The sequence below is a fragment of the Streptomyces sp. NPDC104202 genome (assembly GCF_055584185.1).
Map to the genome: position 1 here is coordinate 1 of NZ_JBVJMN010000044.1, position 22,789 is coordinate 22,789.

Below are 22,789 nucleotides of genomic sequence, written 5' to 3' on the forward strand. Positions count from 1 at the left end.
GAACCCCCCCCCCCCCCCCCCCCCCCCCCCCCCCCCCCCAACCCCCCCCCCCCCTCCCCCCCCCCCCCCCCCCCCCCCCCCCCCCCCCCCCCCCCCCCCCCCCCCCCCCCCCCCCCCCCCCCCCCCGGGACCGGTCAGCCCACCCGGGTGAGCTTCTTGTCGAAGCCGGGCTCCACGAGGTCGGCCTGGAGCGCGACCGGGGAGCTGACCTTGCCGGCGCCGGTGCCGATGGACACCTGGCCGACGATGTCGCCCGCCTTGCCGGAGTGCGGGACGGCCTTGCCGCCGTCGCCGAGCTCCAGCTTCACCTTGAGGCCCGGCCAGCCGATCGCCTTGAGCTCCTTGGTCGCCACGACCGGGGTCCGGCCGCCGAGGCCGTCGTCGACGTAGCCGAGGACCTGCCCCTTCTTGACGACGGCGGCGGAGGTGACGTCCTTCTGGGCCTGCTGGATCAGCTTGAGGCTGTTGTCGATGGCGAGCTGCAGCTTGTCGCTGAGCTGCTTGGCGTCCTTCGCCCCCATGACGATGCCGAGGATGCGGCGGTTCTGGCCGTCCACGACGGTGTTCGCCGACCAGAGCAGGTTGCCGCCGGCGGGGGTGGACGAGCCGGTCTTGATGCCGCTGACGCCCGGCTCGAGGAGGATGTTGTTGTTGTTCTCGATCCGGCCGGCGATGCCGTCGACCGTCACGTTCGGCATGTTCACGATCTCGCGGAACACGTCGAACTGCATGACCGCCTTCGCCAGCCTCAGCTGGTCCTGCGGGGTCGAGACGGTGCTGTCGAGGAGACCGGACGGGTCGGTGTACGTGGACTGGGTCATGCCCAGCTCCTTGGCGGCGGCGTTCATCTTGGCGACGAACGCGGCCTCCGAGCCGGCGTCCCAGCGGGCGAGCAGCCGGGCCACGTTGTTCGCGGAGGGGATCATGAGGAGCTCCAGGAGCTCCCTCTCCGTGTAGGTCTGGCCCTCCTGGACGTGCGCGGTCGACTCGTGCGCGGCCTTCGCCTGGTCGGCGGCCTTCTTGTCGACCGTGATCTCGGGACCGCCCGCCTTCCCCTTGATCGGGTGGTCGCGGAGGATGACGTACGCCGTCATCGTCTTGGTGACGCTCGCGATCGGGGCCGGCTTCTGAGGTCCGTACAGGCCCATGGAGCCGACGCCCTCGACCTCGACGGCGCCCTGGCCCTCGTTCGGCCACGGCATGGCCAGCGGGCCGCCCGCGAAGGAGTAGGTGGGCGCGGCGGAGAGGGTCAGGGCGGGCGCCGGCAGCGGGCGGACCATCTGCACGATCGCAAAGACGATCAGGACCAGCAGGACCAGCGGGGTCCAGATCCGCAGCCGTCGCACGGTCGTCCGCAGGGCGTTCGGCGGCGGGGGCGGCGTGTTGGTCAGCTCGGCGAGCAGGTCCAGCGGGGGCAGCGGGGGCAGCGGCTGCTGCCGGGTCCGCTCCGGCTCGGCGACGGCGGCCGGCGGCACGGGGGCCGCCTTCCGCTCGGGCCCGGCGGGCGCCGACGGCGTCGCGGGGGTCTTCGGCGCGGTGGGCGCGGGCGCCGCGGCGGCCTCCGCCGCCTTGCGCTCGGCGGGGATGTCGGGGCGCAGCGGCAGGAACGTGCTGGTGCGCTCGCTGTCGGGGTTCCCGGTCAGCGAGGACGGCAGCTTCAGCGCGGTGGTCGGCTGGTCCACGACGGGCGGCCGGACCATCTTGAACATGGCCGTCGGCTGGTCGACGGGGCTCTCGTCGGCCTCGTCCGCGGCGGGCTCGGCGGCCGGCTCGGCGTCGTCGGTGGGCTCGGCGTCGGCGGACGGCTCGTCCGATCCCGGGCCGGCGGCGGGCTTCCCGGCCGGCTCGGCGTCGGCGGACGGCTTGCGCGCGGCGAACCAGGACGTGACCTTGTCCCCGGCGGGGGCCCCGGCGGGAGCGGCGTCCGCGGCGGCCCGGTCCTCGACGGGCTCCTCGTCGCCCTCGTCGCCGGTCTCGGGCTCGCCCTCGTCGTCGGCGGGCTCGTCCGCGTCACCGGATTCGTCGTCGTCCTCGGGCTCCGCCTCGGCCTCGTCGTCCTCGGGCGCGTCGTCCGGCTCGTCGTCCTCGGGCGCGTCCACGGAGGCGGGCGCGGCCGTGGAGGCCCCGGGCGCGTCGGGGGAGGCGTCCGCGGCTCCGGACGCGGCCACGGCGGTCTCAGGGGCGTCCTGGGGCGTCCCGGGCGCCTCCGCGACGGCCTCGGGGGCGTCCTCGTCGGCCCCGGCCGCCTCAGGGGCCTCGTCGGTCGCGTCGGTCCCGTCGGCCTCGTCGGCCTCGTCGGCCTCGTCGGCCTTCTGAGTCTCCCGGATCTCCCGGGTCTCCTGGGTCCCCTGGGTCCCCTGGGTCTCCCCCGTCCCGTCGCCCGCGGCGGACCCGCCGCCGCGCGGCTCGTCCGCGGTCGCGACCCAGGCCGCCACGGCGGCCTTCAGGCGCGCGCTCTCCGGCTCGGGGTCGGCGGCCGTCTCCGCCGCGCCCCCGGCGTCCGCGTCCGCCGCGTCGTCCGCCGCCGGCTTCGGGGCGTCGTCCTCCGGCGTGCGGGGGGCGAGGTTCTTGAAGACGGCGGTCGGCTGATCGACCTCGACCCGCGGGGCGGGCGCCGACGATGACGGGGGCTCTGACTCGCGGAGGACGGAAAGCCGCGGATCCCGGCCACCGCCCGGGGCCACCGTCTCCTGCGACGACCCCTGCTGCTCCGCCTTGTCGGGGGACTCGCCCGCCACCGTGCCTCCTCCATGCGTCATACGTACGTCCGAACCGTCTACCAGTGTCCTGTGTGAACCCCTTGGCTCCCGTGCTAGACGAGAACGACATACCTACTGGTTCCCGGATGAACCACCCAGGCACTCTCGACAGATGAATGTGAGAGGGGTCACCCTGTCATTCATCCACGCGGGGAGGCATGGATGGGCAGGAGCCGCAGAACCATTCCGGAAGAGCTTCTGCTGCTCGCTCTGGACCCGACCACGGGTACCACAGCGCAGCCGCAGTCGCTCGACCTCGGTCTGGCCGGAGCACAGCTAGTGGAGCTGGCGCTGGCAGGCCGGATAGCCCCTGACGGGGATCGTATCGCCGTGGTGATGCCACGGCCGACCGGAGATCCGACACTGGACTCCGCGCTGGAGCTGTTGCGCAGGCGCGGCAGCCCGGTTCGGGCCGTCCACTGGATCGGCGGACCCCGACTGGGGCTCCGTCAGACGTATCTCTCGCATCTGGAGCGATGCGGCATGGTGCATGCCGTGGAGACCCAGATGTGCGGGGTGTTGCCGACGACTCGCTACCAGGCGACGGACACGGCGATCAGTCGGGAGATCCGTTCCCGGCTGGACAGTGCGATCCGCACCGGCGTACCGCCGGACCCGCGGACCGCGGCGCTCGCCGCACTGGCCCACGCGGTCGGTCTCGGCAAGCACCTCTACCCCGGCAACGAAGGCAGGTCGTCGCGGTCCCGGCTGCGCGACCTGATCCGGCACGACCCGATGGGCGGCCTCGTGGCACACGCCGTGATGGACGTCCAGAACGGTGCCGCGGCGCAACCGCGCCGCGCTCCGGCCGCGGGTGTGCCGGCGCAGCCGCGGGGCAGCATGGCCCGCGCGGCGGTGCACTGACACCACCGCACGAGGAGCACCAGGAACCCCACCGGGAGCCGCACAGCTGTGCGGGGCGGTCTGGACGGCCGCCCCGCACATGTGCGTTGTCGGGTTTTACCGGCGCACACCGCGCCCAGGTGGCAGTCTGCCAAGCGTCAGATACGCACAGCTACGCAGCAGACCCCAGCCGGAGGTGCAGTTTCCGTGGCGTCCAACGTCAACCCCACCGTCAGGCGACGCCGATTGGGCCAGGAGCTGCGCAAGCTCCGCGAGGCGAAGAACATGACGGCCGAACAGGTCGCCGAGCGCCTCCTCGTCTCCCAGTCCAAGATCAGCCGGCTGGAGAACGGCCGCCGCTCCATCAGCCAGCGCGACGTGCGCGATCTGTGCGGGGTGTACGAGGTCGAGGACGAGCGCATGGTCGACTCGCTCATGCAGATGGCCAAGGACTCCCGCCAGCAGGGCTGGTGGCACGCCTTCGGCGACATCCCGTACAGCGTCTACATCGGCCTGGAGACGGACGCGGAGAGCCTGCGGATGTACGAGCCGCAGATCATCCCCGGACTCCTGCAGACGCACGCGTACGCGGAGGCGGTGATCTCCGGCGCGCTGCCCGAGTCGGCCCCGGCGGACATCGAGAAGCGGGTCACGGTCCGCACCCGCCGCCAGGAGCGGATCCGGGACGAGGAGCGCCCGCTGCGGCTGTGGGCGGTGATCGACGAGGGCGCGCTGCACCGGATCGTCGGCAGCAGGCAGCTGATGGTGCAGCAGCTGGAGCACCTGATCGAGCAGTCGCACCTCCCGCACGTGACGGTGCAGGTGATCCCGTTCGAGATGGGCGCGCACCCGGGGATCAGCGGACAGTACTCGATCCTGGAGTTCCCCGACACCTCGGACTCCAGCGTCGTCTACATCGAGGGCGTGACGAGCGACCTGTACCTGGAGAAGGCGCCCGACGTGAGCAAGTACAGCGTCATGTACGAGCACCTCAGGGCGCAGGCGCTGAACGTGGACCAGACCCGCGAGTTCATCGCGAAGATGGCCAAGAAGCACGCACAGGGCTGACACCGGAGCGAGCGGGGCGTGCACCGTACACCCCGTGATCGCTCCCACGGAAGTCCAGTTGGAATATGCCACCCGGTCGTGTGAACGCCGGTCCCGTCCGACGGGACCGGCGAGTAGCGTCGATCACGTCGGCGAGAACGTCGGCGCGACACTCACTGGCAGAAACCGGAGTTGAGCATGGCGATCATCCAGGGTGCGACGGACGCGTGGACCAAGTCCTCCTACTCGGGCGGGAACGGCGCCTGCGTCGAAGTGAAGTCCCCGGTCGTCGCGGCGATCGCGGTGCGGGACTCCAAGGCCCCCGAGGGCCCGTCCATCAACTTCGGACCGGGTTCGTGGAACGCGTTCGTCGGCGAGGTGAGCGCCGGGGCGCTCTGAGCCCCCGATGCGCGTGAGCAGTCCTCGGCAGTACACGAAGAGCCCTCTCGTCCGGTCCGCCGTCCTGGCCGAGGGGGCTCGGCCGTTTTTCCGGCACCTCCGGGCTCAGCGGAGTGCGTCGACGTAGCGGTCGGTGCCGGGGACCGTGGGGATGAAGGGGGCGACGAGTTCGACGCGGGCGGTGTCGCCGCCGAGGGCGGCGAGGTCGGCGAAGTGGTCCGGCCAGCAGGTGCGGGGGTCCTCTTCGAGGAACCAGAGCAGGGTGAGGCGGGTGTCGACGCCCTCGACCTGCTTGACGTAGGTCATGCGGTCGCCGGGCAGCGGGGTCGGCCGGAAGAGGGTGACCATGGCCGCGGGCGAACCGGCGAGCCGGCGCGGGAGCTCGCGGGTGCGGAGGCGGTCGAGGAGGGCGGCACGGGCCTCGGGGCCGTCGGTGTCGAGGACCTGGAGGATCAGCCCCGCGTAGGGGTGGTCGAGGGCGTGGAAGTCGCGGGGGCCGGCGGCGCCGTCGCGGTAGACCGTCGCCGCGTGGTCCTGGAACGACGTGAAGACGTGGGTGCGGGCCTGGTGGACTCGCCCGTCGTGGTTGAGCCGCTTATTGATGCCGACGGTCCACTTCATGTGGTCGTCGTAGCGGCCGTCGGTGATCCAGTAGGTGGAGAGGTAGCAGCCGGCGGTGACGGGCTGGGCGACGGCGGACTTCTCGGGGACGCGCAGTTCCTGGAGGTCGCGGGTGGCGACCCAGCGGCGGCCGGCGTACATCCAGGGCATGGCCATGGCGCCGGCGTAGTAGTGGTCGTCCTCGTACCAGCGGTTGTAGGCGTACTCCTGGCCCGGGTGCGGTTCGACCATGGTGATCAGTGCGTGGCCGGGCCGGACGCCGTACGGTCCGACGGACGCCAGTTCCGCGTACGTCTCGCTGCGGGTCTCCTCGCTCACTCTCGTGCCCCTTCCCAAGTCGGTGACGGACACCTACTCTGACGGACCGTCAGATGCTTGGCCAGGGTCGAGGAGGGTCCGGATGCTGCTCCAGGGGAAGACGGTCGTGGTGTCGGGGGTCGGCGCCGGACTCGGCCACCGGATCGCCGAGACGGTGGTGCGGGACGGCGGCAACGCGGTGCTGGGCGCGCGCACCGAGGCCAATCTGGCCACGTCGGCCGCCGGCATCGACCCGGACGGGGGCCGCACGGCGTACCGGGTCACGGACATCACCGACGAGGAGCAGTGCGCGGCGCTGGCGGCGCTGGCCGTCGAGCGGTTCGGCGGGATCGACGCGGTCGTCCACGTCGCCGCCTGGGACTCCTACTTCGGCGGCCTGGAGGACGCGGACTTCGCGACCTGGCAGGGGGTGCTCGACGTCAACCTGCTCGGCACGCTGCGGATGACCCGGGCGTGCCTGCCGGCCCTGAAGGCGGGCGGCGGTTCGGTGGTCCTGATCGGGACGCAGTCGGCGGTGGCGGCGCCCACACAGGTCCGGCAGGCGGCGTACGCGGCCTCCAAGGGGGCGCTGACCTCGGCGATGTACTCGCTCGCGCACGAGCTGGGTCCGCACCGGATCAGGGTCAACACCGTGCTGCCGGGGTGGATGTGGGGGCCGCCGGTGCAGGCGTACGTACAGTTCGCGGCGCACACCGAGGGGGTGCCGGAGGAGGAGGTCCTCGGCCGGCTCACCGAGCGGATGGCGCTGCCGGAGCTGGCGACGGACGGGGACGTGGCGGAGGCGGCGGCCTTCCTCGCCTCGGACCGGGCGCGCGCGATCACGGGACAGTCGCTGCTGGTCAACGCGGGGGAGCTGATGCGCTGACCGTCGGCCGGCCGCCACACGTCATTCACATCCCTGAACGAGGGTCAGCTAGGAGAACGATTTTACCTTCCCTTGACCTTCCCTCACATTGTCCCTGCCTCCCAACTCCCCACACGATGAACCGCGTTCACATGACGGACCGGATCTCATGGAGGGGGCGCAGTGAACAGTCTCGACTGGGCCGTGCTCATCGGCTACTTCGGCGTGATGGTCGCGATCGGCGTCTGGTCGCACCGGCGCGTGGACACGGTCGCCGACTTCTTCACCGCCGGCGGCCGGATGCCCTGGTGGCTCTCCGGCATCTCCCACCACATGTCGGGCTACAGCGCGGTGATGTTCACCGGGTACGCGGGGATCGCCTACACCTACGGCGTCACCTCCTACGTCACCTGGTCCTTCCCCATCGCGATCGGCATCGCCGTCGGCGCCCACCTCTTCGCGCCCCGCCTCAACCGGCTGCGCTCCCGGCTGGCGGTCGCCTCCCCGCTGGAGTACCTCAAGGACCGCTACGACCTGCCGACCCAGCAGGCCCTGGCCTGGTCGGGCGTCCTGCTGAAGATCGTCGACGTCGGCGCCAAGTGGGCCGCCATCGCCACCCTGCTCTCCGTCTTCACCGGCATCTCCCTCAACCAGGGCATCCTCATCACCGGCGTCGTCACCGGCGTGTACTGCACGGTCGGCGGGCTGTGGGCCGACGCCCTGACCGAACTCGGCCAGTTCGTCATCCAGCTCCTCGCCGGTGTCGCGATGCTCGTGGCCGTCCTCGGCGAGCTGGGCGGGTTCAGCGCGCTGTGGACGGTGTGGGACCGGCCGGAGCTCCAGGGTCACACCGCGCCCACGGCCGGTCCGTACACGCTGACGTTCCTCCTCGCGTACCTCTTCATCAAGACCTTCGAGTACAGCGGCGGCATGTGGAACCAGGCCCAGCGCTACATGGCCACCCCGTCCGCCCGCGAGGCCACCCGCTCCGGCCGGCTCTCCGCGGTGCTCTGGTTCGTCTGGCCGCTCGTCCTCTTCTTCCCCATGTGGTGCGCGCCGCTGCTCGTCGACCCGCAGAAGCCCGACGGCTCCGACGCCTACGCCCTGATGACCGAGCAGCTGCTGCCGCACGGCCTCCTCGGGCTGGTCGTCGTCGGCTTCTTCTCGCACACCATGGCCATGTGCTCCTCCGACGCCAACGCCATCGCGGCCGTCTTCACCCGGGACATCGCCCCCGTCCTCAGCAAGGCGGCGCGCGGCTGGGGGCAGCGGGCCGGGCTGCTGGCCGCGCGCTGGTCGACGATCGCCTTCCTCGGGCTGTCGATGGCGGTGGCCACCCAGGTCAACTCCCCCACCTTCAAGGACATCATCACCGTCGTCATCAAGTGGGTGGCCGGTCTGATGGGGCCGATCGCCATCCCCTTCATGCTCGGCCTGCTGCGGACCTTCCGGAAGTCGGGCCCCACGGCGGCCCTCGTCTCCTGGGCGGCCGGCCTCTTCGCCTTCTGGCTCACCAACTACGGCCTGGACGGCGTCGAGCTCCAGATCCAGATCGTCTCCCCGCTGGCGACCTCGCTGGTGCTGTACGTCCTGATCGGTCTGGTGAAGCCGGAGGACACCCCCGAGCGGGACGCCCTGCTGGACCGGATCGGGTCGGACGGGGACGGGAGCGCCGCCGTCCCCGCGCAGGCCGGCGAGCGGACCGATCAGCCCCTGGGGTAGCGGGCCAGCCAGCCCGGGGAGGACTCGGCGGCGGAGTGGAGGGCGGCGCCCTGCGTCATCTCCATCGAGAAGTCGTCGGCCAGTTCCAGCACCGTCGCACGGCCCTCCAGTTCGGCCAGCCAGGCCGGCGGGAGGGCCGTCTCGCCGTGCAGGGCCCCGAGCAGCGCGCCGGTGAGCGCCCCGGTCGCCGCGGAGGGCCCGTCGTGGTTCACCGCCAGCCGCAGCCCGTGCCGTACGTCCTCGCCGACCAGGGCGCAGTAGACGGCCGCCGCCAGCTGCCCCTCGGCCCGGTCCTCGGCGGCCCCGAGGGCGGCGACCCGGTCCGCGTCCGGGGCGCCCTCCCGCACGGCCGCGAGGGCGCGCCCCAGGGCCTCGGTGACGGGCTCGTGGCCGGAACGGGCGGCGAGCTGCTCCCGGGCGCGGGCGACGGCCGCCTCGACGGTGCCGCCGCGGGCGAGGCCGTGGACGACGACGGCGAAGGCGCCCGCCGCGAGGGTGGCCGCGGGGGCGCCGTGCGTCTGGGCGGCGCACTCGACGGCGAGCTGGCAGACGAGCTGCGGCTCCCAGCCGACGAGCAGGCCGAAGGGGGCCGAGCGGACGAGGGCGCCGGAGTCGGCCGCCCCGGGGTTCTTGGGGCTGCCGAGGGTGCCGAGCCGCTCGTCGCCGAAGCCGGTGAGGCAGGACCGGGGCGGGTTGCGGCGGGTGTAGAGCCACTCCTCGCACGCGAGCCAGCCGTTGTCCTTGCGTCGCTCGTCGGGGCCCCAGTCGCGCTGGGTGGCGGCCCATCGCAGATGGGCCCGGTGGACGTCGGTGGGCGGGTGCCAGGCGCCGGTGTCGCGGCGGACCTGGGCGCGGACGAGGCCGTCCACGGTGAAGAGGGTCATCTGGGTGGCGGCGGTGACGGCGCCCCGGCGGCCGAACGCGGGCACCGGATCGCCGAGTCCGTCAGGTCCGTGGGCCTCGCGCAGCTCCGCGAGCGACCGTCCGTCCGCCCCGGCGCCCAGCGCGTCGCCGAGCGCCCCGCCCAGCAGACAGCCCCGCACCCGCGACCGGAAGTCCTGCTGCTCGGCACGGCCCCACACGGCTGCGGCTGTCGTGGCCACGACGTGCCCTCCCCCGGTCGGCGGTTCGCTGACGGTTCCCTCGCCGCACTGTAATCGACCGGGTACGCCCGGCCAGGGGGCGGAACGTTATGTGATCCGACTCCCTTCAGACCGGTTTTGACCGCAGTTCACCCAGGGTTCGAGCGCGCCTCGAACGACCGGCCGCATGCACCCCGTGACACAGGCAAGGACCGCACCGGCTGGTCGAACGCGGCGCTGCCGACCGCCCTCGGCGTCCCCGGGCAGACGGTCATGGCCGACTGCCTCGCCGGCCGATCCCCGCCCCGTCTCGTGCCGGCTCTCCCCTACTCCTGCACCAGCGGCAGGAGTTCGGGCAGGTGGCCGTCGGAGGCGATCGCCGTGCGGCGCCGCTCCTCGGGGACCTCGCCGTAGAGCGTCGTACGGGGCCGGGCCGGCCGGCCGGCCGCCTCCGCGATCGCCTCCAGGTCGCGGATCGAGCGGTAGGAGCCGTAACTCGACCCGGCCATCCGGGAGATCGTCTCCTCCATGAGGGTGCCGCCGAGGTCGTTGGCGCCCGAGCGGAGCATCTCGGCGGCGCCCTCGGTGCCGAGCTTCACCCAGCTGGTCTGGATGTTCGGGATGTGCGGGTGGAGGAGGAGGCGGGCCATCGCGATGACCGCGCGGTTGTCGCGGGCGGTCGGGCCCGGGCGGGCGATGCCGGCGAGGTAGACCGGCGCGTTCGTGTGGATGAAGGGGAGCGTCACGAACTCGGTGAAGCCGCCCGTCTCCTGCTGGATGCGCGAGAGGGTGCGGAAGTGGCCGAGCCAGTGCCGGGGCTGGTCCACGTGCCCGTACATCATGGTCGAGGAGGACCGGATGCCCAGCTCATGGGCGGTGGTGACGACCTCGATCCAGGTGGCGGTGGGCAGCTTGCCCTTGGTGAGGACCCAGCGGACCTCGTCGTCGAGGATCTCGGCGGCCGTGCCCGGGATGGAGTCGAGTCCGGCCTCCTTGGCGGCGGTGAGCCACTCGCGGATGGACAGGCCGGTGCGGGTGGCGCCGTTGACGACCTCCATCGGCGAGAAGGCGTGCACGTGCAGGTCGGGGACGCGCTTCTTCACCGCCCGCGCGATGTCGAAGTAGGCGGTGCCCGGCAGGTCGGGGTGGATGCCGCCCTGCATGCAGACCTCGACCGCGCCGACGTCCCACGCCTGCTCGGCGCGGTCGGCGACCTGGTCGAGGGAGAGGGTGTACGCGTCGGCGTCGGTGCGACGCTGCGCGAAGGCGCAGAAGCGGCAGCCGGTGTAGCAGACGTTGGTGAAGTTGATGTTCCGCGTGACGATGTACGTCACCTCGTCGCCGACGGCGGAGCGGCGGACGTCGTCCGCGATCCGGGTGAGCGCGTCGAGCGCGGGCCCGTCCGCGTGCAGCAGGGCGAGCGCCTGCGCGTCGGTGAGCCGCGTCGGGTCGTCGGCGGCGACGGAGAGCGCCTCGCGGACGTCGGCGTCGACCCGCTCCGGGACCATGCCGGGCGCGGCGGCCTCGCGCAGCGACTCCCAGTCGCCGTAGACCTCGTCGAAGTCGTCGCGGCGGTCGTGCGTGCGGCCCGTGGTGTCGATGGTGCGGTGGAGATCGGTGCGGCCGGCGGCGGTGAACGCCTCGTCGGGCTCCTGCCAGGGCAGGCCGCGCACGGGCGCGTCGGGGTCGGCGAGGCCGGTCTCGGGGTCGGCGAGGGCCCGCACGTGCGGCAGGAGCCGGGGGTCGAGCCAGGGCTCGCCGCGGGTGACGAACTCGGGGTAGACGCAGAGGCGTTCGCGCAGCTCGAAGCCGGCGGCGGCGGACCGGGAGGCCAGCTCCTCGATCCGGGGCCAGGGCCGCTCGGGGTTGACGTGGTCGATGGTGAGGGGCGAGACGCCGCCCCAGTCGTCGATGCCGGCGGCGATCAGCCGCTCGTACTCGGAGTCGACCAGGTTGGGCGGCGCCTGGAGGCAGGCGGAGGGCCCCATGATGAGGCGGGCGACGGCGACGGTGGCGACGAGGTCGTCCAGCTCGGCGTCGGGCATCCCGCGCATCGCCGTGTCGGGCTTGGCGCGGAAGTTCTGGATGATCAACTCCTGCACCGAGTGGTAGGCCCGCGCCACCCGCCGCAGCGCGAACAGGGACTCGGCCCGCTCCTCCAGGGTCTCGCCGATGCCGAGGAGCAGCCCCGAGGTGAAGGGGACGGAGGAACGGCCGGCGTCCTCCAGGACCCGCAGCCGCACCGCCGGCTCCTTGTCGGGGGAGCCGTAGTGGGGGCCGCCGGGCTCCGACCACAGGCGGGTCGCGGTGGTCTCCAGCATCATCCCCATGGACGGCGCGACCGGCTTGAGGCGCTGGAAGTCGGTCCAGGAGAGCACCCCGGGGTTGAGGTGGGGCAGCAGCCCCGTCTCCTCCAGGATGCGGATCGCCATCGCCCGGACGTACGCGATGGTGTCGTCGTACCCGTGCGCGTCGAGCCACTCGCGGGCCTCGGGCCAGCGGTCCTCGGGCTTGTCGCCGAGGGTGATCAGGGCTTCCTTGCAGCCGAGCGCGGCACCGCGGCGCGCGATGTCGAGGACCTCGTCCGGGGACATGAACATCCCGTGCCCGTCCCGGCGGAGCTTGCCGGGGACGGTCACGAAGGTGCAGTAGTGGCACTTGTCCCGGCAGAGCCGGGTGAGCGGTATGAACACGCTCTTCGAGTACGTGATGACCCCCGGCCGGCCCGCGGCCTCCAGGCCCGCGTCGCGGACCCGGCCCGCGGACGCCACCAGATCCGTCAGGTCCTCGCCGCGCGCCCGCAGCAGCACCGCCGCCTCGGCGACGTCGAGCGCGACCCCGTCCCTGGCCCGCCGGAGGGCGCGTCGCATGGCGTTCTCGGTGGGCCGGGCCCCCTGGTGATCAGTCATGAACCGAGCATACGAGCGGGTGGGGCGGGGAGTGTTCGAGTCTCCGCAGGAAGGTCTCCCCGCCCGCGCTCACAGGTAGCGCGCGTAGGCGTCCAGGACGCCCAGGACCTCGGTCTCGTCGCCCGGCGGGAGCTGGAGAACGACCTCCTCGCAGCCGAGCTCCGCGTAGTGCGCGAGCTTGCCGGGGCTGGGGAGGACGGCGTACGGGACGAGCTGGAGGGACTTGGGGTCGCGGCCGGCCCGCTCCCAGACCTCGCGCAGGACGGGCAGGGACTCGCCGAGGCCGTGGCCGCCGATCGGCATCCAGCCGTCGGTCTGCGCGGCGATCCGGTCGAAGAGCCGGGGGCCGGCGGCGCCGCCGAGGAGGATCCGGGGGGCGCCGCCCGCGGGCTTGGGCCAGGCGTGCGAGGCCCGCACCGAGTCGCCGGTCCCGCCCGTGTACGCCGTGGGTTCGGGGGCCCACAGGGCGCGCATCAGCTCCAGCCGGTCGCTGCTGAGGGCGCGGCGGGTGGACCACTCGACGCCGTGGTCGGCGGCCTCCTCCCGGTTCCAGCCGTAGCCGACGCCGAGGGTGAGACGGCCGCCGGAGAGGTGGTCGAGGGTGGCGATCTGCTTGGCGAGCGCGATGGGGTCGTGCTGGGCGAGCAGGGTGACGCCGGTGCCGAGTCCGAGCCGTTCGGTGACGGCGGCGGCCTGGCCGAGGGCGACGAAGGGGTCGAGGGTGCGGCCGTACTCCCGGGGCAGTTCCCCGCCGGCCGGCCAGGGCGTGGTCCGCTCGACGGGGATGTGGGTGTGCTCGGGAAGGTAGAGCCCGGCGAACCCGCGCTCTTCGAGCTCGCGCGCCAGCCGTACCGGGGTGATGGTCTCGTCGGTCAGGAAGATCGTGGTCGAGATCCGCATAGGGGCACGGTAGGGCGTGGGGGCGCGATTTCCGAGAGGCGGGACGGACGGACCGTCAGGAGCGCGCCGGGCCCGGGACACGCCGCCCGGCCGCCGCACCGCCGGGCCGCCCGGCCGGCGGTGCGCCCCGGACCCGGCGCGGTGGCGGCGGCGTGTGACGCGGGCTCCGCCGTGCGTGGTGCCGGGGTCCCGAAAACCGCCTGCGCCGCCCCCGGCCTCCCCCTACCGTGGCCGGGTGCTGAAGCGAATCGAGACGTACTACGACGCCGTCCCCCGTTCCTCCGCGCGCGCCGAGGAGTTCGGGCCGCTGACCCTCTTCGTCCAGGAGGGCCGGGGCTGGCCGTACTACGCGCGCCCGGCCCTCGGACACGAGGGCGCGGTGGACGTGGAGGCGGTGGAGGCCGTACGGGCGCGCCAGCGGGAGCTGGGGGCGCCCGAGGCGTTCGAGTGGGTGGCGGAGACGACGCCGGGGCTGCGGGCGGCCGTGGAGGCGAGCGGGCTCACCGTCCACGAGCATCCGCTGATGGTCCTGGAGGGCGGCGGGCTCGCGGTGCCGGAGCCGGACGGCGTGACCGTGCGGATGGTGGGCGCGGACGACCCCGCGCTGGAGACGGCCGTCGCCGCCCCGTTCGCCGCCTTCGGCATGGACCCGCCGCCGGGTACGGCGGAGCGGGTCGCGGAGCGGATCGACGCGGGACTGACCCGGCTCGCCGCGGCCCTCGACGGCGACCGGGCCCTCTCGGCCGGCCAGCACCAGCCGGTCGGGGCGGTGTCGGAGGTCGTGGGCGTCGGTACCGTGCCCGCGGCCCGGCGGAGGGGCCTCGGTCTGGCGGTGACGGCGGCCCTGGCCGCGGACGCCCGGGCCCGGGGGGTGGAGCTGGTGTTCCTGTCGGCCTCGGACGCGGACGTGGCCCGGCTGTACGGCCGGCTGGGCTTCCGGACGGTCGCGACGGCCCTCATCGCCGAGCCTGAGGAGGCGTAACCGCAGGTCAGGCGCGGTCCGAAAAATTCCTCGGAAAAAGTTCGCGCGAGCTGTCACATCGTCCCCGTCCGCTCCGTCAGTGCAGTGAAAGCGAAGAACGCGAGACGCTGAGGAGCGATCACCATGGCGCTGCACGAGCCCAAGGCCCGCATGACGAACCCCGCCTACGTCCTTCCCGACGCCGCGCCGGCGATCATGAACCTGGTGAAGGCCGCCCGCCAGGGAGGCGTGGAGGAGTCGACGCTGGAGCTCGTGCACCTGCGGGCCAGCCAGATCAACAACTGCGGCTTCTGCGTCGACTTCGGCGCGAAGAGCGCCAGGAAGGCGGGCGTGAGCGACGAGAAGCTGTTCGCCGTCGCCGCCTGGCGCGAGGCGCCGTTCTTCTCCGACGAGGAGCGCGCGGCCCTCGCGCTGGCCGAGGCCGCGACCCGGCTCGCGGACGCCACGGACGCGGTGCCGGACGACGTCTGGGACGCGGCCGCCGACCACTACGACGAGAAGCAGCTCGCCTCGATCGTCCTGATGGTCGGCATCACCAACCTCTTCAACCGTCTGAACGTCACCGTCCGGCAGCCCGCGGGCGTGGCGGTGTAGCCGGCGCGCCCCCGCGCGCCGGCCGCACCATCAGCACGTCGACCGGGTCCTCGGACGCGAGGGCGAAGCCCTCCCGTTCGTAGAACCGGCGGGCGGCGCTGCCCTGCAGGACCACGAGGCTGACGGGCTCCTCCGTCCCGTCCGCCCGGTCGAGCAGGGTGCGCAGCACCGCCGTCCCGAGGCCGCGTCCCTGGGCCCCGGGGGCCAGGTAGAAGTGCTCCAGGTACAGCCCCTCGCCGCTCTCGTACGGGCGCACGGTCACGCACCCGGCGAAGGCGCCGTCCACCTCGACGACCGAGGTGTGCTCGGGCGAGAAGCCGTCCCGGAACCGCTGCCGCACCCGGTGCTCGTCGTAGCGGCCGAGCCGCTCCAGATCCTCCCGCATCACCTCCGCCCGCAGTTCGGCGATGACCTCCACGTCCGCCGTCCGGACCGGGCGGAGCGACCAGTTCGTTTCCCCGTACATGCACGCATCCTAAGGAGCTCCCCATGACCGCTCGCATCCCGAACCCCGCCGTCGTCCTGTCCGATGTCGGCCCCGCGATCTTCCAGCTGATCAAGGCCGTCCAGTCCGGCAGCGACGTGCCCTCCAGCACGCTGGACCTGATCCACCTGCGGGCCAGCCAGATCAACAACTGCGGGTTCTGCGTGGTCGGCGGGGCGCAGAAGGCGCAGAAGGACGGCGAGACCGCCGAGCGGCTGCACGCCGTGGCGGCCTGGCGGGAGGCCCCCTACTTCACCGACGCGGAGCGGGCGGCGCTGGACCTCGCCGAGCACGCGACGCGGCTGGCGGACCGTCCGGACGCCGTGCCGGACGCGGTGTGGGAGGAGGCCGCGCGCCACTACAACGAGCAGCAGCTCGCCCAGATCGTGGCGTGGCTCGGGGTCACGAACCTCTTCAACCGGCTCAACGCGACGACCCGCCAGCCGGCCGGCCAGTCCTGGTAGCCGGCGGAGGCGGTGGGCGGAGGCGGTGGGCGGAGGCAGTAACCGGACCGGGGGCGTCCGCGTTGGTGCGGGCATGAAGAGGATCCTCACCGCAGCAGCCCTGACCTGTCTCGCCGCGGCCGGCGGCATCGGCGCCGCCGGCACCGCCACGGCCGACACCGGAGGCATGAACCTGCCGTCCGTCGTGCCGCTGAGCGGCGTCCTGACCCCCAAGGCGAAGCCGGCCGGCGCCCCCGACCTGCCGCCGGCCAACGCGGCGGTGGAGCGGCTGCTGCCCGGCCACCACTGAGCGGCACCGCGGGAACACGAAGGTGGCGGGACCCCCCACGGGCCCGCCACCTTCGCGTTTCGGGGGACGCGTCCGCGTCCGCGTCGTCAGTCGGCGACGACCAGCGACGGGGTCTCCTTCGTCAGGACCTCGCCCCGGAAGAACGCCGGGCTCCTGCGCTGCATGACCAGCATGACCACCACGCCGAGGAGCAGCAGGCCGACGCCGATCACGAAGACCGAGCCGACGCCGAGGACGGCGGAGCCGGAGCCGTAGGCCGGGTCCCACATGTCGTAGAGCGTCTTGCCGAAGACGGCGGTCAGCATGAGGCCGCCGAGGGCCGGCAGGACGCCCTTGAAGGCGAGGTCGCGGGCGGAGCGGAACAGCTCGCCGCGGAAGTACCAGACGCAGGCGAAGGCCGTCAGGGCGTAGTAGAAGCAGATCATCAGGCCGAGCGCGTAGATGGTGTCGACCAGGACGTGCTCGCTGACCAGGGTCATCACGGTGTAGAAGGCGCCGGTGGCGACGCCCGCGACGACCGTGGCCTTGCCGGGGGTCTTGAAGACCGGGTGGACCGTGGTGAAGGACTTCGGCAGCGCCTCGTACGTGGACATCGCGAGGACCGTGCGGGCGACCGGGATGAAGGTCGTCTGGAGGCTCGCGGCCGCCGAGGCGAGGACGGCGACGAAGAGCAGGATGCCGAGGCCGGGGCCCATGACGGGGCCGGCGAGGGCGGCGAAGACGTTGTCGGAGGTCTCCGGGTTCGCCAGGCCGAGGCCCTGGTCGCCGGAGCCGACGACCATCTGGGCGGCGACGCCGGTGGCGAGGTAGGAGCCGACCAGGACGACCATCGCGATGAGCGCGGCCCGGCCGGGGGTCTTCGCGCTGCCGGTGGTCTCCTCGTTGGTCGCCATGCAGGCGTCCCAGCCCCAGTACATGAAGATCGAGAGCGAGAGTCCGGCGGTGAAGGCCGCGAAGGACTGCACCGCGAAGGGGTTCATCCAGGACCAGGAGAAGTCGACCGAGGTCTCGAAGGAGCCGGCCTTCGACAGGGCCATCCCGACGAAGACGGCGAGGACGACGAGCTGGAGGCCGACGAGGGTGTACTGGAGGCCCTTGGTGGCGGTCATGCCGCGGTAGCTGATCGCGGTGGCGACGGCGATGAGCGCCAGACAGGTGAGGATGTGGACGGCCTTGTGGTCGTCCAGGGCCGCGACGGACGGCGACCCGCTGACCTCGCCCGCGAGGAGCCAGAAGTACGAGGTGGCGACGCCCGCCAGGTTGGACAGCACGATGATCGTCGCGATCACCAGGCCCCAGCCGCACATCCAGCCGATCCTCGGCCCGAAGGCCTTCACGGTCCAGGTGAAGGAGGTACCGCAGTCCGGCATGACCTTGTTGAGCTCCCGGTACGCGAAGGCGACCAGCAGCATCGGGAGGAAGCCCGCCAGGAAGACGGCCGGCATCTGCAGGCCGACCTCGCCGGCGGTGGAGCCGAGCGTGGACGTCAGGCAGTAGACGGGCGCGACGGTCGAGATGCCGATGACGGCGCTGCCGAGGAGGCCGACGGAGTTCCCCCCGAGGCCCTTGGTGCGTACACCGGGGGCGCCGTCGGGGGCGCCCGGTCCCCTCACCGTGTCTCCGGCCTGCGGCCGCACGTCCACCTGAGTCATGAACTCGACGTTAAATGCTGCGGTTTCCACATCCGGAGGATCGGACTCCGCTCACTTGATCGATCACCGCCTTGCATTACGGGGGTGGAACCGGAGGCTCACCAATGATTGAAAGATCGACCAACCGGAACGACCGATCAACCGACAGGTCCGGTGGCGAGTGTCCGATATGCGGGAACCGCAGCCGCGCCCCAATTGTCCGATTCGAAAATTTCCCGAGAAACTTTCCGGACGTCCGCGCCCCGGCGCGGTCCGCGGCCGTCACCCGGGCCAGACCACCGCCTGCAGCTCGCTGTAGGCGTGCAGCGCGTACGAGCCCACGTCCCGCCCCACACCGCTCTTCTTGAAGCCGCCGAACGGCGCCTCCATGTTCCGGCCGATGGTGTTCACGCCCACCCCGCCGGCCCGCAGCCGGGCCGCCACCCGGAAGGCACGGGCCACGTCCCCCGACCAGACGTAGTCGATCAGGCCGTAGTCGCTGTCGTTGGCCAGCGCGACGCCCTCCTCCTCGTCGTCGAAGGGGACCACCACGACGACCGGGCCGAAGATCTCCTCCCGCACCACCCGCATCTCGTTGGTGCAGTCGGCGAGGAGCGTCGGGGCCACGTAGAAACCCTTCGCGAAGTCCGGACGCTCACCGCCCGCGACCACCCGGGCCCCCTCCTTCCGCCCCAGCTCGACGTACGCCTCCACCCGGTCGCGGTGGGCCGCCGAGATCACCGGGCCGACCACCGTCCCCTTCTCCCTCGGGTCCCCCACCTTCATGAAGGCCAGATAGCCGGTCAGCTTCTCGATCAGCCGCTCGTAGACCCCGCGCTGGGCCAGCACCCGGGTCGGGGCGGTGCAGATCTGCCCGCTGTAGAAGGCGAAGGTCGTCCCGATCCCCGTCACCGCCGCGTCCAGGTCCGCGTCGTCGAAGACCAGCGCGGCACCCTTCCCGCCCAGCTCCATCAGCTGCCGCTTCAGCGCACGGCCGCACACCTCACCGATCGCCTGCCCCACGGCCGTGGAGCCGGTGAACGAGACCATGTCGACGTCCGGGGAGTCCACCGCCGCCTCGCCGACCTCCCGCGCCGAGCCCGTGACGACGTTCACCACCCCCGCCGGGACCCCCGCCTCCTCCAGCGCCCGCGTCATCGCGTACACCGAGAGCGGGTCCTGCGGGGCCGGCTTCACCAGGACCGTGTTCCCCATCGCCAGCGCCGGGGCGATCTTGCCCGCCGGGTTGGCCCACGGGTTGTTGTACGAGGTGATGCAGGTGACCACGCCGACCGGGCGCCGGACGGCCACCGCCCCGAACACCCCGGCCCGTCCCATCGGCCCGGCCTCGTTGATCTGCGGCGGCAGCGCCTGCTCGACCGGCTCCATCGCCCCCCGCGCGTACCGCCGGAAGCGGGAGGCGCCGACCGCGACCTGCATCCCGCGGGCCGTGCCCGTGGTGGCGCCGGTCTCGGCACGGGCCAGCAGCGTGTGCGCCTCGGCGTCGCGGGCCATCAGGTCCGCCGCCCGGTCCAGGATCGCCGCCCGCTCCTCCGGCCGGGTGCGCGACCAGGACCCGAACGCCTCCCGGGCCGCGGCCGCCGCCTCGTGCACCTGGGCCCGGGACGCCTCCGGCGCGAGGCCGACGACCTCCTCCGTGGCCGGGTCGATCACCTCGTAGTACCCACCGGCCGGCTCCACCCACTCGCCGCCGACGAAGAGCCTCTCCGTGCGCGTCATCGCGTCGCCACCGTCCTCGTGTCACGGCCGGAGCGCAGCACCTTCCCCGGGACCGCGCCGGTCACCTCGTCGTCCCGCACCGTCTCCACGCCGTTGACCCGCACCGACACGATCCCCACCGCGCGCGAGTCCAGCCGCGGACTGTCCCCCGGCAGGTCGTGCACGAGGGTCGCCGGGCCCGCGTCGATCCGCTCCGGGTCGAACAGGACCAGGTCCGCGTGGAAGCCCTCCTCGATCCGGCCGCGCTCGCGCAGCCCGAAGAGACGCGCCGGATCGTCACTGAGCATCCGCACCGCGCGCTCCAGCGGGACCAGCTTCCGGCCGCGCAGGCAGTCGCCCAGGAAACGGGTCGTGTAAGGGGCGCCGCACATCCGGTCCAGGTGCGCGCCCGCGTCCGAACCGCCCAGCAGGACGTCCTCGTGGTCCCACGTCTCCCGGCGCAGCGCCCAGGAGGCCGGGTCGTTGTCACGGGGCATCGGCCACAGCACGGTCCTCAGGTCGTCGTTGGCGCAGATCTCCACGAGGCACTGGAAGGCGTCCTGGCCGCGCTCGGCGGCGATGTCCCGCACCACCCGGCCGGTCAGGCCCCGGTTCTCCCGGCTGTACGTGTCGCCGACGACGTACCGGCCGAAGTCCGCCAGCCGCCGGAACACCCCCGCCTCCTTCGACCCGGCGCGCCGCAGCATCTCCGCCCGCACCTCGGGGTCACGGAGCCTCGCGATCCGCTCCGGGACCGGCAGGGCCAGCACCTCGCCCCAGCCGGGGATGAGGTTGAGCGCGCAGAAGGTGCCGAGGGACATGTTCATCGGGGTGAGGATCGGCATCGTGAGGGCCACGATCCGCCCGCCCGACTTCCGGGCCCGTTCGGAGGCGGTCAGCTGGCGCGGGACCCGCTCGGGGACGGCCGCGTCGATGGTGAGGACGTTCCAGTTGAGGGGCCGGCCCGCGGCGGCGGTCATCTCCACGAAGAGGTCGATCTCGGCGTCGGAGAACTGGTCGAGGCAGCCCGCCAGGATGGCCTCCAGCTGGGTGCCCTCGTGCTCGCCGACCGCCCGCGACAGCGCGATCAGCTCCTCGGGCCCCGCGTGCCGGGACGCCACCGGAGCGCCGTCGCCGTCCGAGTGCGTCGAGGACTGCGTGGTGGACAGCCCCCAGGCCCCCGCCTCCATCGCCTCCTTCAGGAGTGCGACCATCCGGTCCAGCTGCTCCGGCGACGGCTGCCCGCCCACCGCGTCCGCCCCCATCACGTACCGGCGCAGGGCGCAGTGACCGACCATGAAACCCGCGTTGACCGCGATCCGGCCCTCCAGCGCGTCCAGGTACTCCGCGAAGGACGACCAGCTCCAGTCGACGCCCTCCTCCAGGGCCGCCAGCGCCATGCCCTCCACCTTCGACATCATGCGGCGGGTGTAGTCGGCGTCCTCCGGCCGGTCCGGATGCAGCGGCGCGAGCGTGAAGCCGCAGTTGCCGCCGGCGACCGTGGTCACGCCGTGGTTCATCGACGGCGTCGCGTACGGGTCCCAGAACAGCTGGGCGTCGTAGTGCGTGTGCGGATCCACGAAACCGGGGGCCAGGACGAGACCCGTCGCGTCCTCGGACGTCCGCGCCTCCTCCCCCACCGCGCCCGGCTCCGCGACGACGGCGATCCGTCCGTCCCGGATCCCCACGTCGGCCGTGAAGGCGGGGGCGCCGGTGCCGTCCACGACGGTGGCGCCCTTGATCAGATGGTCGAGCATCACGGTCCCTCTCTGTCCGTACTGTCCGGCTGCCCGGCTGTCCGTCCGCCCGGCCGTCCGCCTGCCCGGCTGCCCGGCCGTCCGGCCGTCCCTGGACGCGGGTGTGCCCCGGACCGGGGCCGCCGCGGAACGGCCTCCGGCCGGGGCCTACGGGGCGGTGGTCCGGGAAGACACCCCCCGCGCTCATCTCCTGCGAACCCGCGGTGCCGGCTCGTCCTGGGCGGAACGGCCGGTCCGGGCCGGGGCCCGGGTCAGTCGCCGGCGGACTGGCGGAAGCGGGTGGTGCGGTGGACGGGGTCGGTGTCGATCTTGGGGATGACGTGTTCGCCGATGAGGCGGATGGAGGTCATCGTGTCCTCGTAGGAGACGCCGATGGGGAGGCCGAAGGAGAGCTGGTCGGCACCGGCCTGTTCCCAGCGCTTGCACTGGGCGAGGACCTCGGAGGGGTCGCCGCAGATCATGAGCTCCTCCTGGATGAGGAGTTCGATGATCTCGGCGGAGTACTCGGGGAGGAGCTCGGGCCACTCGGGGACGCCTTCGGGCCGGGGGAAGGTGTCGTGGTAGCGGAAGAGCAGGGACTGGAGGTAGTTGAGGCCGCCGCCGACGGCGATCTCGACGGCCTTGTCGTGGGTCTCGGCACAGATGGCGGTGGAGGTGACCATGACGTTGTCGTTGACGAAGTCGCCGACGGCCTTGGCCTCCTTGATGGCCGTCTTGTACGAGTCGAGGACCCACTCCATGTCGGAGACCTTCTGCACGCTGAAGCCGAGGACGCCGAGGCCCTTCTTGCCGGCCATGGCGTAGGAGGGCGGGGAGCCGGCGGCGTACCACATGGCGGGGTGGGACTTGCCGTACGGCTTGGGGAGCACCTTGCGGGGCGGGAGCGACCAGTGCTTGCCCTGGAAGCCGACGTACTCGTCCTGGAGCCACATCTTGGGGAACTCGGCGATGGTCTCCTCCCACAGCTCCTTGGTGTGGTTCATGTCGGTGATGCCCGGCATGAACCCGAGGATCTCGTGGGAGCCCGCGCCGCGGCCGGAGCCGAACTCGAAGCGGCCGCCGGAGAGGTGGTCGAGCATGGCGACCTTCTCGGCGACCTTGACCGGGTGGTTGACCGGGGCGAGGGGGTTGAAGATGCCGGAGCCGAGGTGGATGCGCTCGGTGGCGTGGGCGAGGTAGCCGAGGTAGACGTCGTTGGCGGAGAGGTGGGAGTACTCCTCCAGGAAGTGGTGCTCGGAGGCCCAGGCGTACTTGAACCCGGACTTGTCCGCCTGGATGACGTACTCGGTCTCCTCCATGAGCGCCTTGTGCTCGGCTTCGGGATCGGTCTCGGCGCGCTTGCCGACGTATCCCTGTACGAAGATCCCGAATTCCAAGGGGGTTCACCGTCCTCATTGTTTCTGACGATCCGTCAGATCTGTGATG

General features: G+C 72.6%; 20 protein-coding genes. 10 read left to right on the top strand and 10 right to left on the bottom strand.

Annotated elements, in window-relative coordinates:
* Positions 1-134: 134 nt before the first annotated feature.
* Positions 135-2,738: a D-alanyl-D-alanine carboxypeptidase family protein gene (locus tag ACZ60W_RS25365; protein ID WP_469757664.1), complete on the bottom strand. Its 2,604-nt coding sequence runs from the start codon at positions 2,736-2,738 to the stop codon at positions 135-137.
* Between the two features lie 183 nt (positions 2,739-2,921).
* Here ACZ60W_RS25365 and ACZ60W_RS25370 point away from each other — a divergent pair, with 183 nt between their 5' ends.
* From ACZ60W_RS25370 to ACZ60W_RS25380, 3 genes are all read left to right on the top strand, one after another.
* A complete protein-coding gene (locus ACZ60W_RS25370) occupies positions 2,922-3,623 on the top strand; it encodes a GOLPH3/VPS74 family protein (protein WP_376488103.1) in 702 nt (233 codons plus the stop codon).
* A 186-nt stretch (positions 3,624-3,809) separates the two neighbouring features.
* Entirely contained in the window at positions 3,810-4,670 is an 861-nt protein-coding gene (locus tag ACZ60W_RS25375; protein WP_366308705.1) for a helix-turn-helix domain-containing protein, read from the top strand.
* 177 nt (positions 4,671-4,847) lie between these two features.
* Positions 4,848-5,048 carry a DUF397 domain-containing protein gene (locus ACZ60W_RS25380; protein WP_469757665.1) on the top strand — a complete coding sequence of 67 codons (201 nt, stop codon included), beginning with the start codon at positions 4,848-4,850 and terminating at the stop codon, positions 5,046-5,048.
* A 105-nt stretch (positions 5,049-5,153) separates the two neighbouring features.
* Here the strand turns inward: ACZ60W_RS25380 and ACZ60W_RS25385 are convergent, their stop codons facing one another.
* Positions 5,154-5,987 (bottom strand): hypothetical protein, encoded by an 834-nt coding sequence (locus ACZ60W_RS25385; RefSeq protein WP_469757666.1) that lies wholly within the window; start codon positions 5,985-5,987, stop codon positions 5,154-5,156.
* A gap of 82 nt (positions 5,988-6,069) precedes the next feature.
* Between ACZ60W_RS25385 and ACZ60W_RS25390 the strand changes: the two genes are divergently transcribed.
* Together ACZ60W_RS25390 and ACZ60W_RS25395 are read left to right on the top strand one after the other, a co-directional pair.
* On the top strand, positions 6,070-6,852 hold the full coding sequence (locus ACZ60W_RS25390; RefSeq protein ID WP_469757667.1) for an SDR family oxidoreductase: 783 nt from the start codon (positions 6,070-6,072) through the stop codon (positions 6,850-6,852).
* A 162-nt stretch (positions 6,853-7,014) separates the two neighbouring features.
* The gene (locus ACZ60W_RS25395) at positions 7,015-8,553 is read left to right on the top strand and encodes a sodium:solute symporter family protein (RefSeq protein ID WP_469757668.1); all 1,539 of its coding nucleotides are present in this window, start codon (positions 7,015-7,017) and stop codon (positions 8,551-8,553) included.
* Here the strand turns inward: ACZ60W_RS25395 and ACZ60W_RS25400 are convergent.
* Entirely contained in the window at positions 8,538-9,656 is a 1,119-nt protein-coding gene (locus ACZ60W_RS25400) for an ADP-ribosylglycohydrolase family protein (RefSeq protein ID WP_469757669.1), read from the bottom strand. The genes ACZ60W_RS25395 and ACZ60W_RS25400 overlap by 16 nt on opposite strands.
* Before the next feature lie 117 nt (positions 9,657-9,773).
* Between ACZ60W_RS25400 and ACZ60W_RS25405 the strand changes: the two genes are divergently transcribed.
* Complete coding sequence (locus ACZ60W_RS25405) at positions 9,774-10,049, top strand: tyrosine-protein phosphatase (RefSeq protein ID WP_469757670.1); 276 nt, start codon at positions 9,774-9,776, stop codon at positions 10,047-10,049.
* On the opposite strand, the gene ACZ60W_RS25410 is transcribed toward ACZ60W_RS25405, so the two are convergent.
* Positions 9,962-12,544, bottom strand: coding sequence for a bifunctional FO biosynthesis protein CofGH (locus ACZ60W_RS25410; protein ID WP_469757671.1), 2,583 nt, complete (start codon positions 12,542-12,544; stop codon positions 9,962-9,964). The two genes, ACZ60W_RS25405 and ACZ60W_RS25410, sit on opposite strands and share 88 nt — an antisense overlap.
* Before the next feature lie 69 nt (positions 12,545-12,613).
* A complete protein-coding gene (locus ACZ60W_RS25415) occupies positions 12,614-13,444 on the bottom strand; it encodes an LLM class F420-dependent oxidoreductase (protein ID WP_469757672.1) in 831 nt (276 codons plus the stop codon).
* A gap of 235 nt (positions 13,445-13,679) precedes the next feature.
* On the opposite strand from ACZ60W_RS25415, the gene ACZ60W_RS25420 reads away from it, so the two are divergent.
* Positions 13,680-14,426: a GNAT family N-acetyltransferase gene (locus ACZ60W_RS25420; protein ID WP_469757673.1), complete on the top strand. Its 747-nt coding sequence runs from the start codon at positions 13,680-13,682 to the stop codon at positions 14,424-14,426.
* Between the two features lie 123 nt (positions 14,427-14,549).
* Entirely contained in the window at positions 14,550-15,020 is a 471-nt protein-coding gene (locus ACZ60W_RS25425) for a carboxymuconolactone decarboxylase family protein (protein WP_469757674.1), read from the top strand.
* Here ACZ60W_RS25425 and ACZ60W_RS25430 read toward each other — a convergent pair.
* A complete protein-coding gene (locus tag ACZ60W_RS25430) occupies positions 14,986-15,486 on the bottom strand; it encodes a GNAT family N-acetyltransferase (protein WP_469757675.1) in 501 nt (166 codons plus the stop codon). The genes ACZ60W_RS25425 and ACZ60W_RS25430 overlap by 35 nt on opposite strands.
* Positions 15,487-15,509: 23 nt before the next feature.
* Here ACZ60W_RS25430 and ACZ60W_RS25435 point away from each other — a divergent pair, with 23 nt between their 5' ends.
* Both ACZ60W_RS25435 and ACZ60W_RS25440 read left to right on the top strand, forming a co-directional pair.
* Positions 15,510-15,968: a carboxymuconolactone decarboxylase family protein gene (locus tag ACZ60W_RS25435; protein ID WP_469757676.1), complete on the top strand. Its 459-nt coding sequence runs from the start codon at positions 15,510-15,512 to the stop codon at positions 15,966-15,968.
* 73 nt (positions 15,969-16,041) lie between these two features.
* Positions 16,042-16,257, top strand: coding sequence for a hypothetical protein (locus ACZ60W_RS25440; protein ID WP_469757677.1), 216 nt, complete (start codon positions 16,042-16,044; stop codon positions 16,255-16,257).
* Positions 16,258-16,343: 86 nt separating this feature from the next.
* Here the strand turns inward: ACZ60W_RS25440 and ACZ60W_RS25445 are convergent, their stop codons facing one another.
* The 4 genes from ACZ60W_RS25445 to ACZ60W_RS25460 all read right to left on the bottom strand — a co-directional run bounded on the left by ACZ60W_RS25445 (position 16,344) and on the right by ACZ60W_RS25460 (position 22,740).
* Entirely contained in the window at positions 16,344-17,909 is a 1,566-nt protein-coding gene (locus ACZ60W_RS25445; protein ID WP_469757678.1) for an APC family permease, read from the bottom strand.
* A 261-nt stretch (positions 17,910-18,170) separates the two neighbouring features.
* Positions 18,171-19,628: an aldehyde dehydrogenase family protein gene (locus ACZ60W_RS25450; protein ID WP_469757679.1), complete on the bottom strand. Its 1,458-nt coding sequence runs from the start codon at positions 19,626-19,628 to the stop codon at positions 18,171-18,173.
* Positions 19,625-21,364 carry an N-acyl-D-amino-acid deacylase family protein gene (locus tag ACZ60W_RS25455; RefSeq protein ID WP_469757680.1) on the bottom strand — a complete coding sequence of 580 codons (1,740 nt, stop codon included), beginning with the start codon at positions 21,362-21,364 and terminating at the stop codon, positions 19,625-19,627. The genes ACZ60W_RS25450 and ACZ60W_RS25455 overlap by 4 nt, the downstream gene beginning before the upstream one ends.
* A 251-nt stretch (positions 21,365-21,615) precedes the next feature.
* Complete coding sequence (locus ACZ60W_RS25460; protein ID WP_469757681.1) at positions 21,616-22,740, bottom strand: LLM class flavin-dependent oxidoreductase; 1,125 nt, start codon at positions 22,738-22,740, stop codon at positions 21,616-21,618.
* Positions 22,741-22,789 lie beyond the last annotated feature (49 nt).

What these genes read in the sequence shown, in the direction of transcription:
- ACZ60W_RS25370 (WP_376488103.1), top strand. Translation starts at nt 2,922, where the DNA reads ATGGGCAGGAGCCGCAGAACCATTCCGGAAGAGCTTCTGCTGCTCGCT.
- ACZ60W_RS25380 (WP_469757665.1), top strand. Translation starts at nt 4,848, where the DNA reads ATGGCGATCATCCAGGGTGCGACGGACGCGTGGACCAAGTCCTCCTAC.
- ACZ60W_RS25390 (WP_469757667.1), top strand. Translation starts at nt 6,070, where the DNA reads ATGCTGCTCCAGGGGAAGACGGTCGTGGTGTCGGGGGTCGGCGCCGGA.
- ACZ60W_RS25410 (WP_469757671.1), bottom strand. Translation starts at nt 12,544, where the DNA reads ATGACTGATCACCAGGGGGCCCGGCCCACCGAGAACGCCATGCGACGC.
- ACZ60W_RS25415 (WP_469757672.1), bottom strand. Translation starts at nt 13,444, where the DNA reads ATGCGGATCTCGACCACGATCTTCCTGACCGACGAGACCATCACCCCG.
- ACZ60W_RS25425 (WP_469757674.1), top strand. Translation starts at nt 14,550, where the DNA reads ATGGCGCTGCACGAGCCCAAGGCCCGCATGACGAACCCCGCCTACGTC.
- ACZ60W_RS25430 (WP_469757675.1), bottom strand. Translation starts at nt 15,486, where the DNA reads ATGTACGGGGAAACGAACTGGTCGCTCCGCCCGGTCCGGACGGCGGAC.
- ACZ60W_RS25435 (WP_469757676.1), top strand. Translation starts at nt 15,510, where the DNA reads ATGACCGCTCGCATCCCGAACCCCGCCGTCGTCCTGTCCGATGTCGGC.
- ACZ60W_RS25440 (WP_469757677.1), top strand. Translation starts at nt 16,042, where the DNA reads ATGAAGAGGATCCTCACCGCAGCAGCCCTGACCTGTCTCGCCGCGGCC.
- ACZ60W_RS25445 (WP_469757678.1), bottom strand. Translation starts at nt 17,909, where the DNA reads ATGACTCAGGTGGACGTGCGGCCGCAGGCCGGAGACACGGTGAGGGGA.
- ACZ60W_RS25450 (WP_469757679.1), bottom strand. Translation starts at nt 19,628, where the DNA reads ATGACGCGCACGGAGAGGCTCTTCGTCGGCGGCGAGTGGGTGGAGCCG.
- ACZ60W_RS25455 (WP_469757680.1), bottom strand. Translation starts at nt 21,364, where the DNA reads ATGCTCGACCATCTGATCAAGGGCGCCACCGTCGTGGACGGCACCGGC.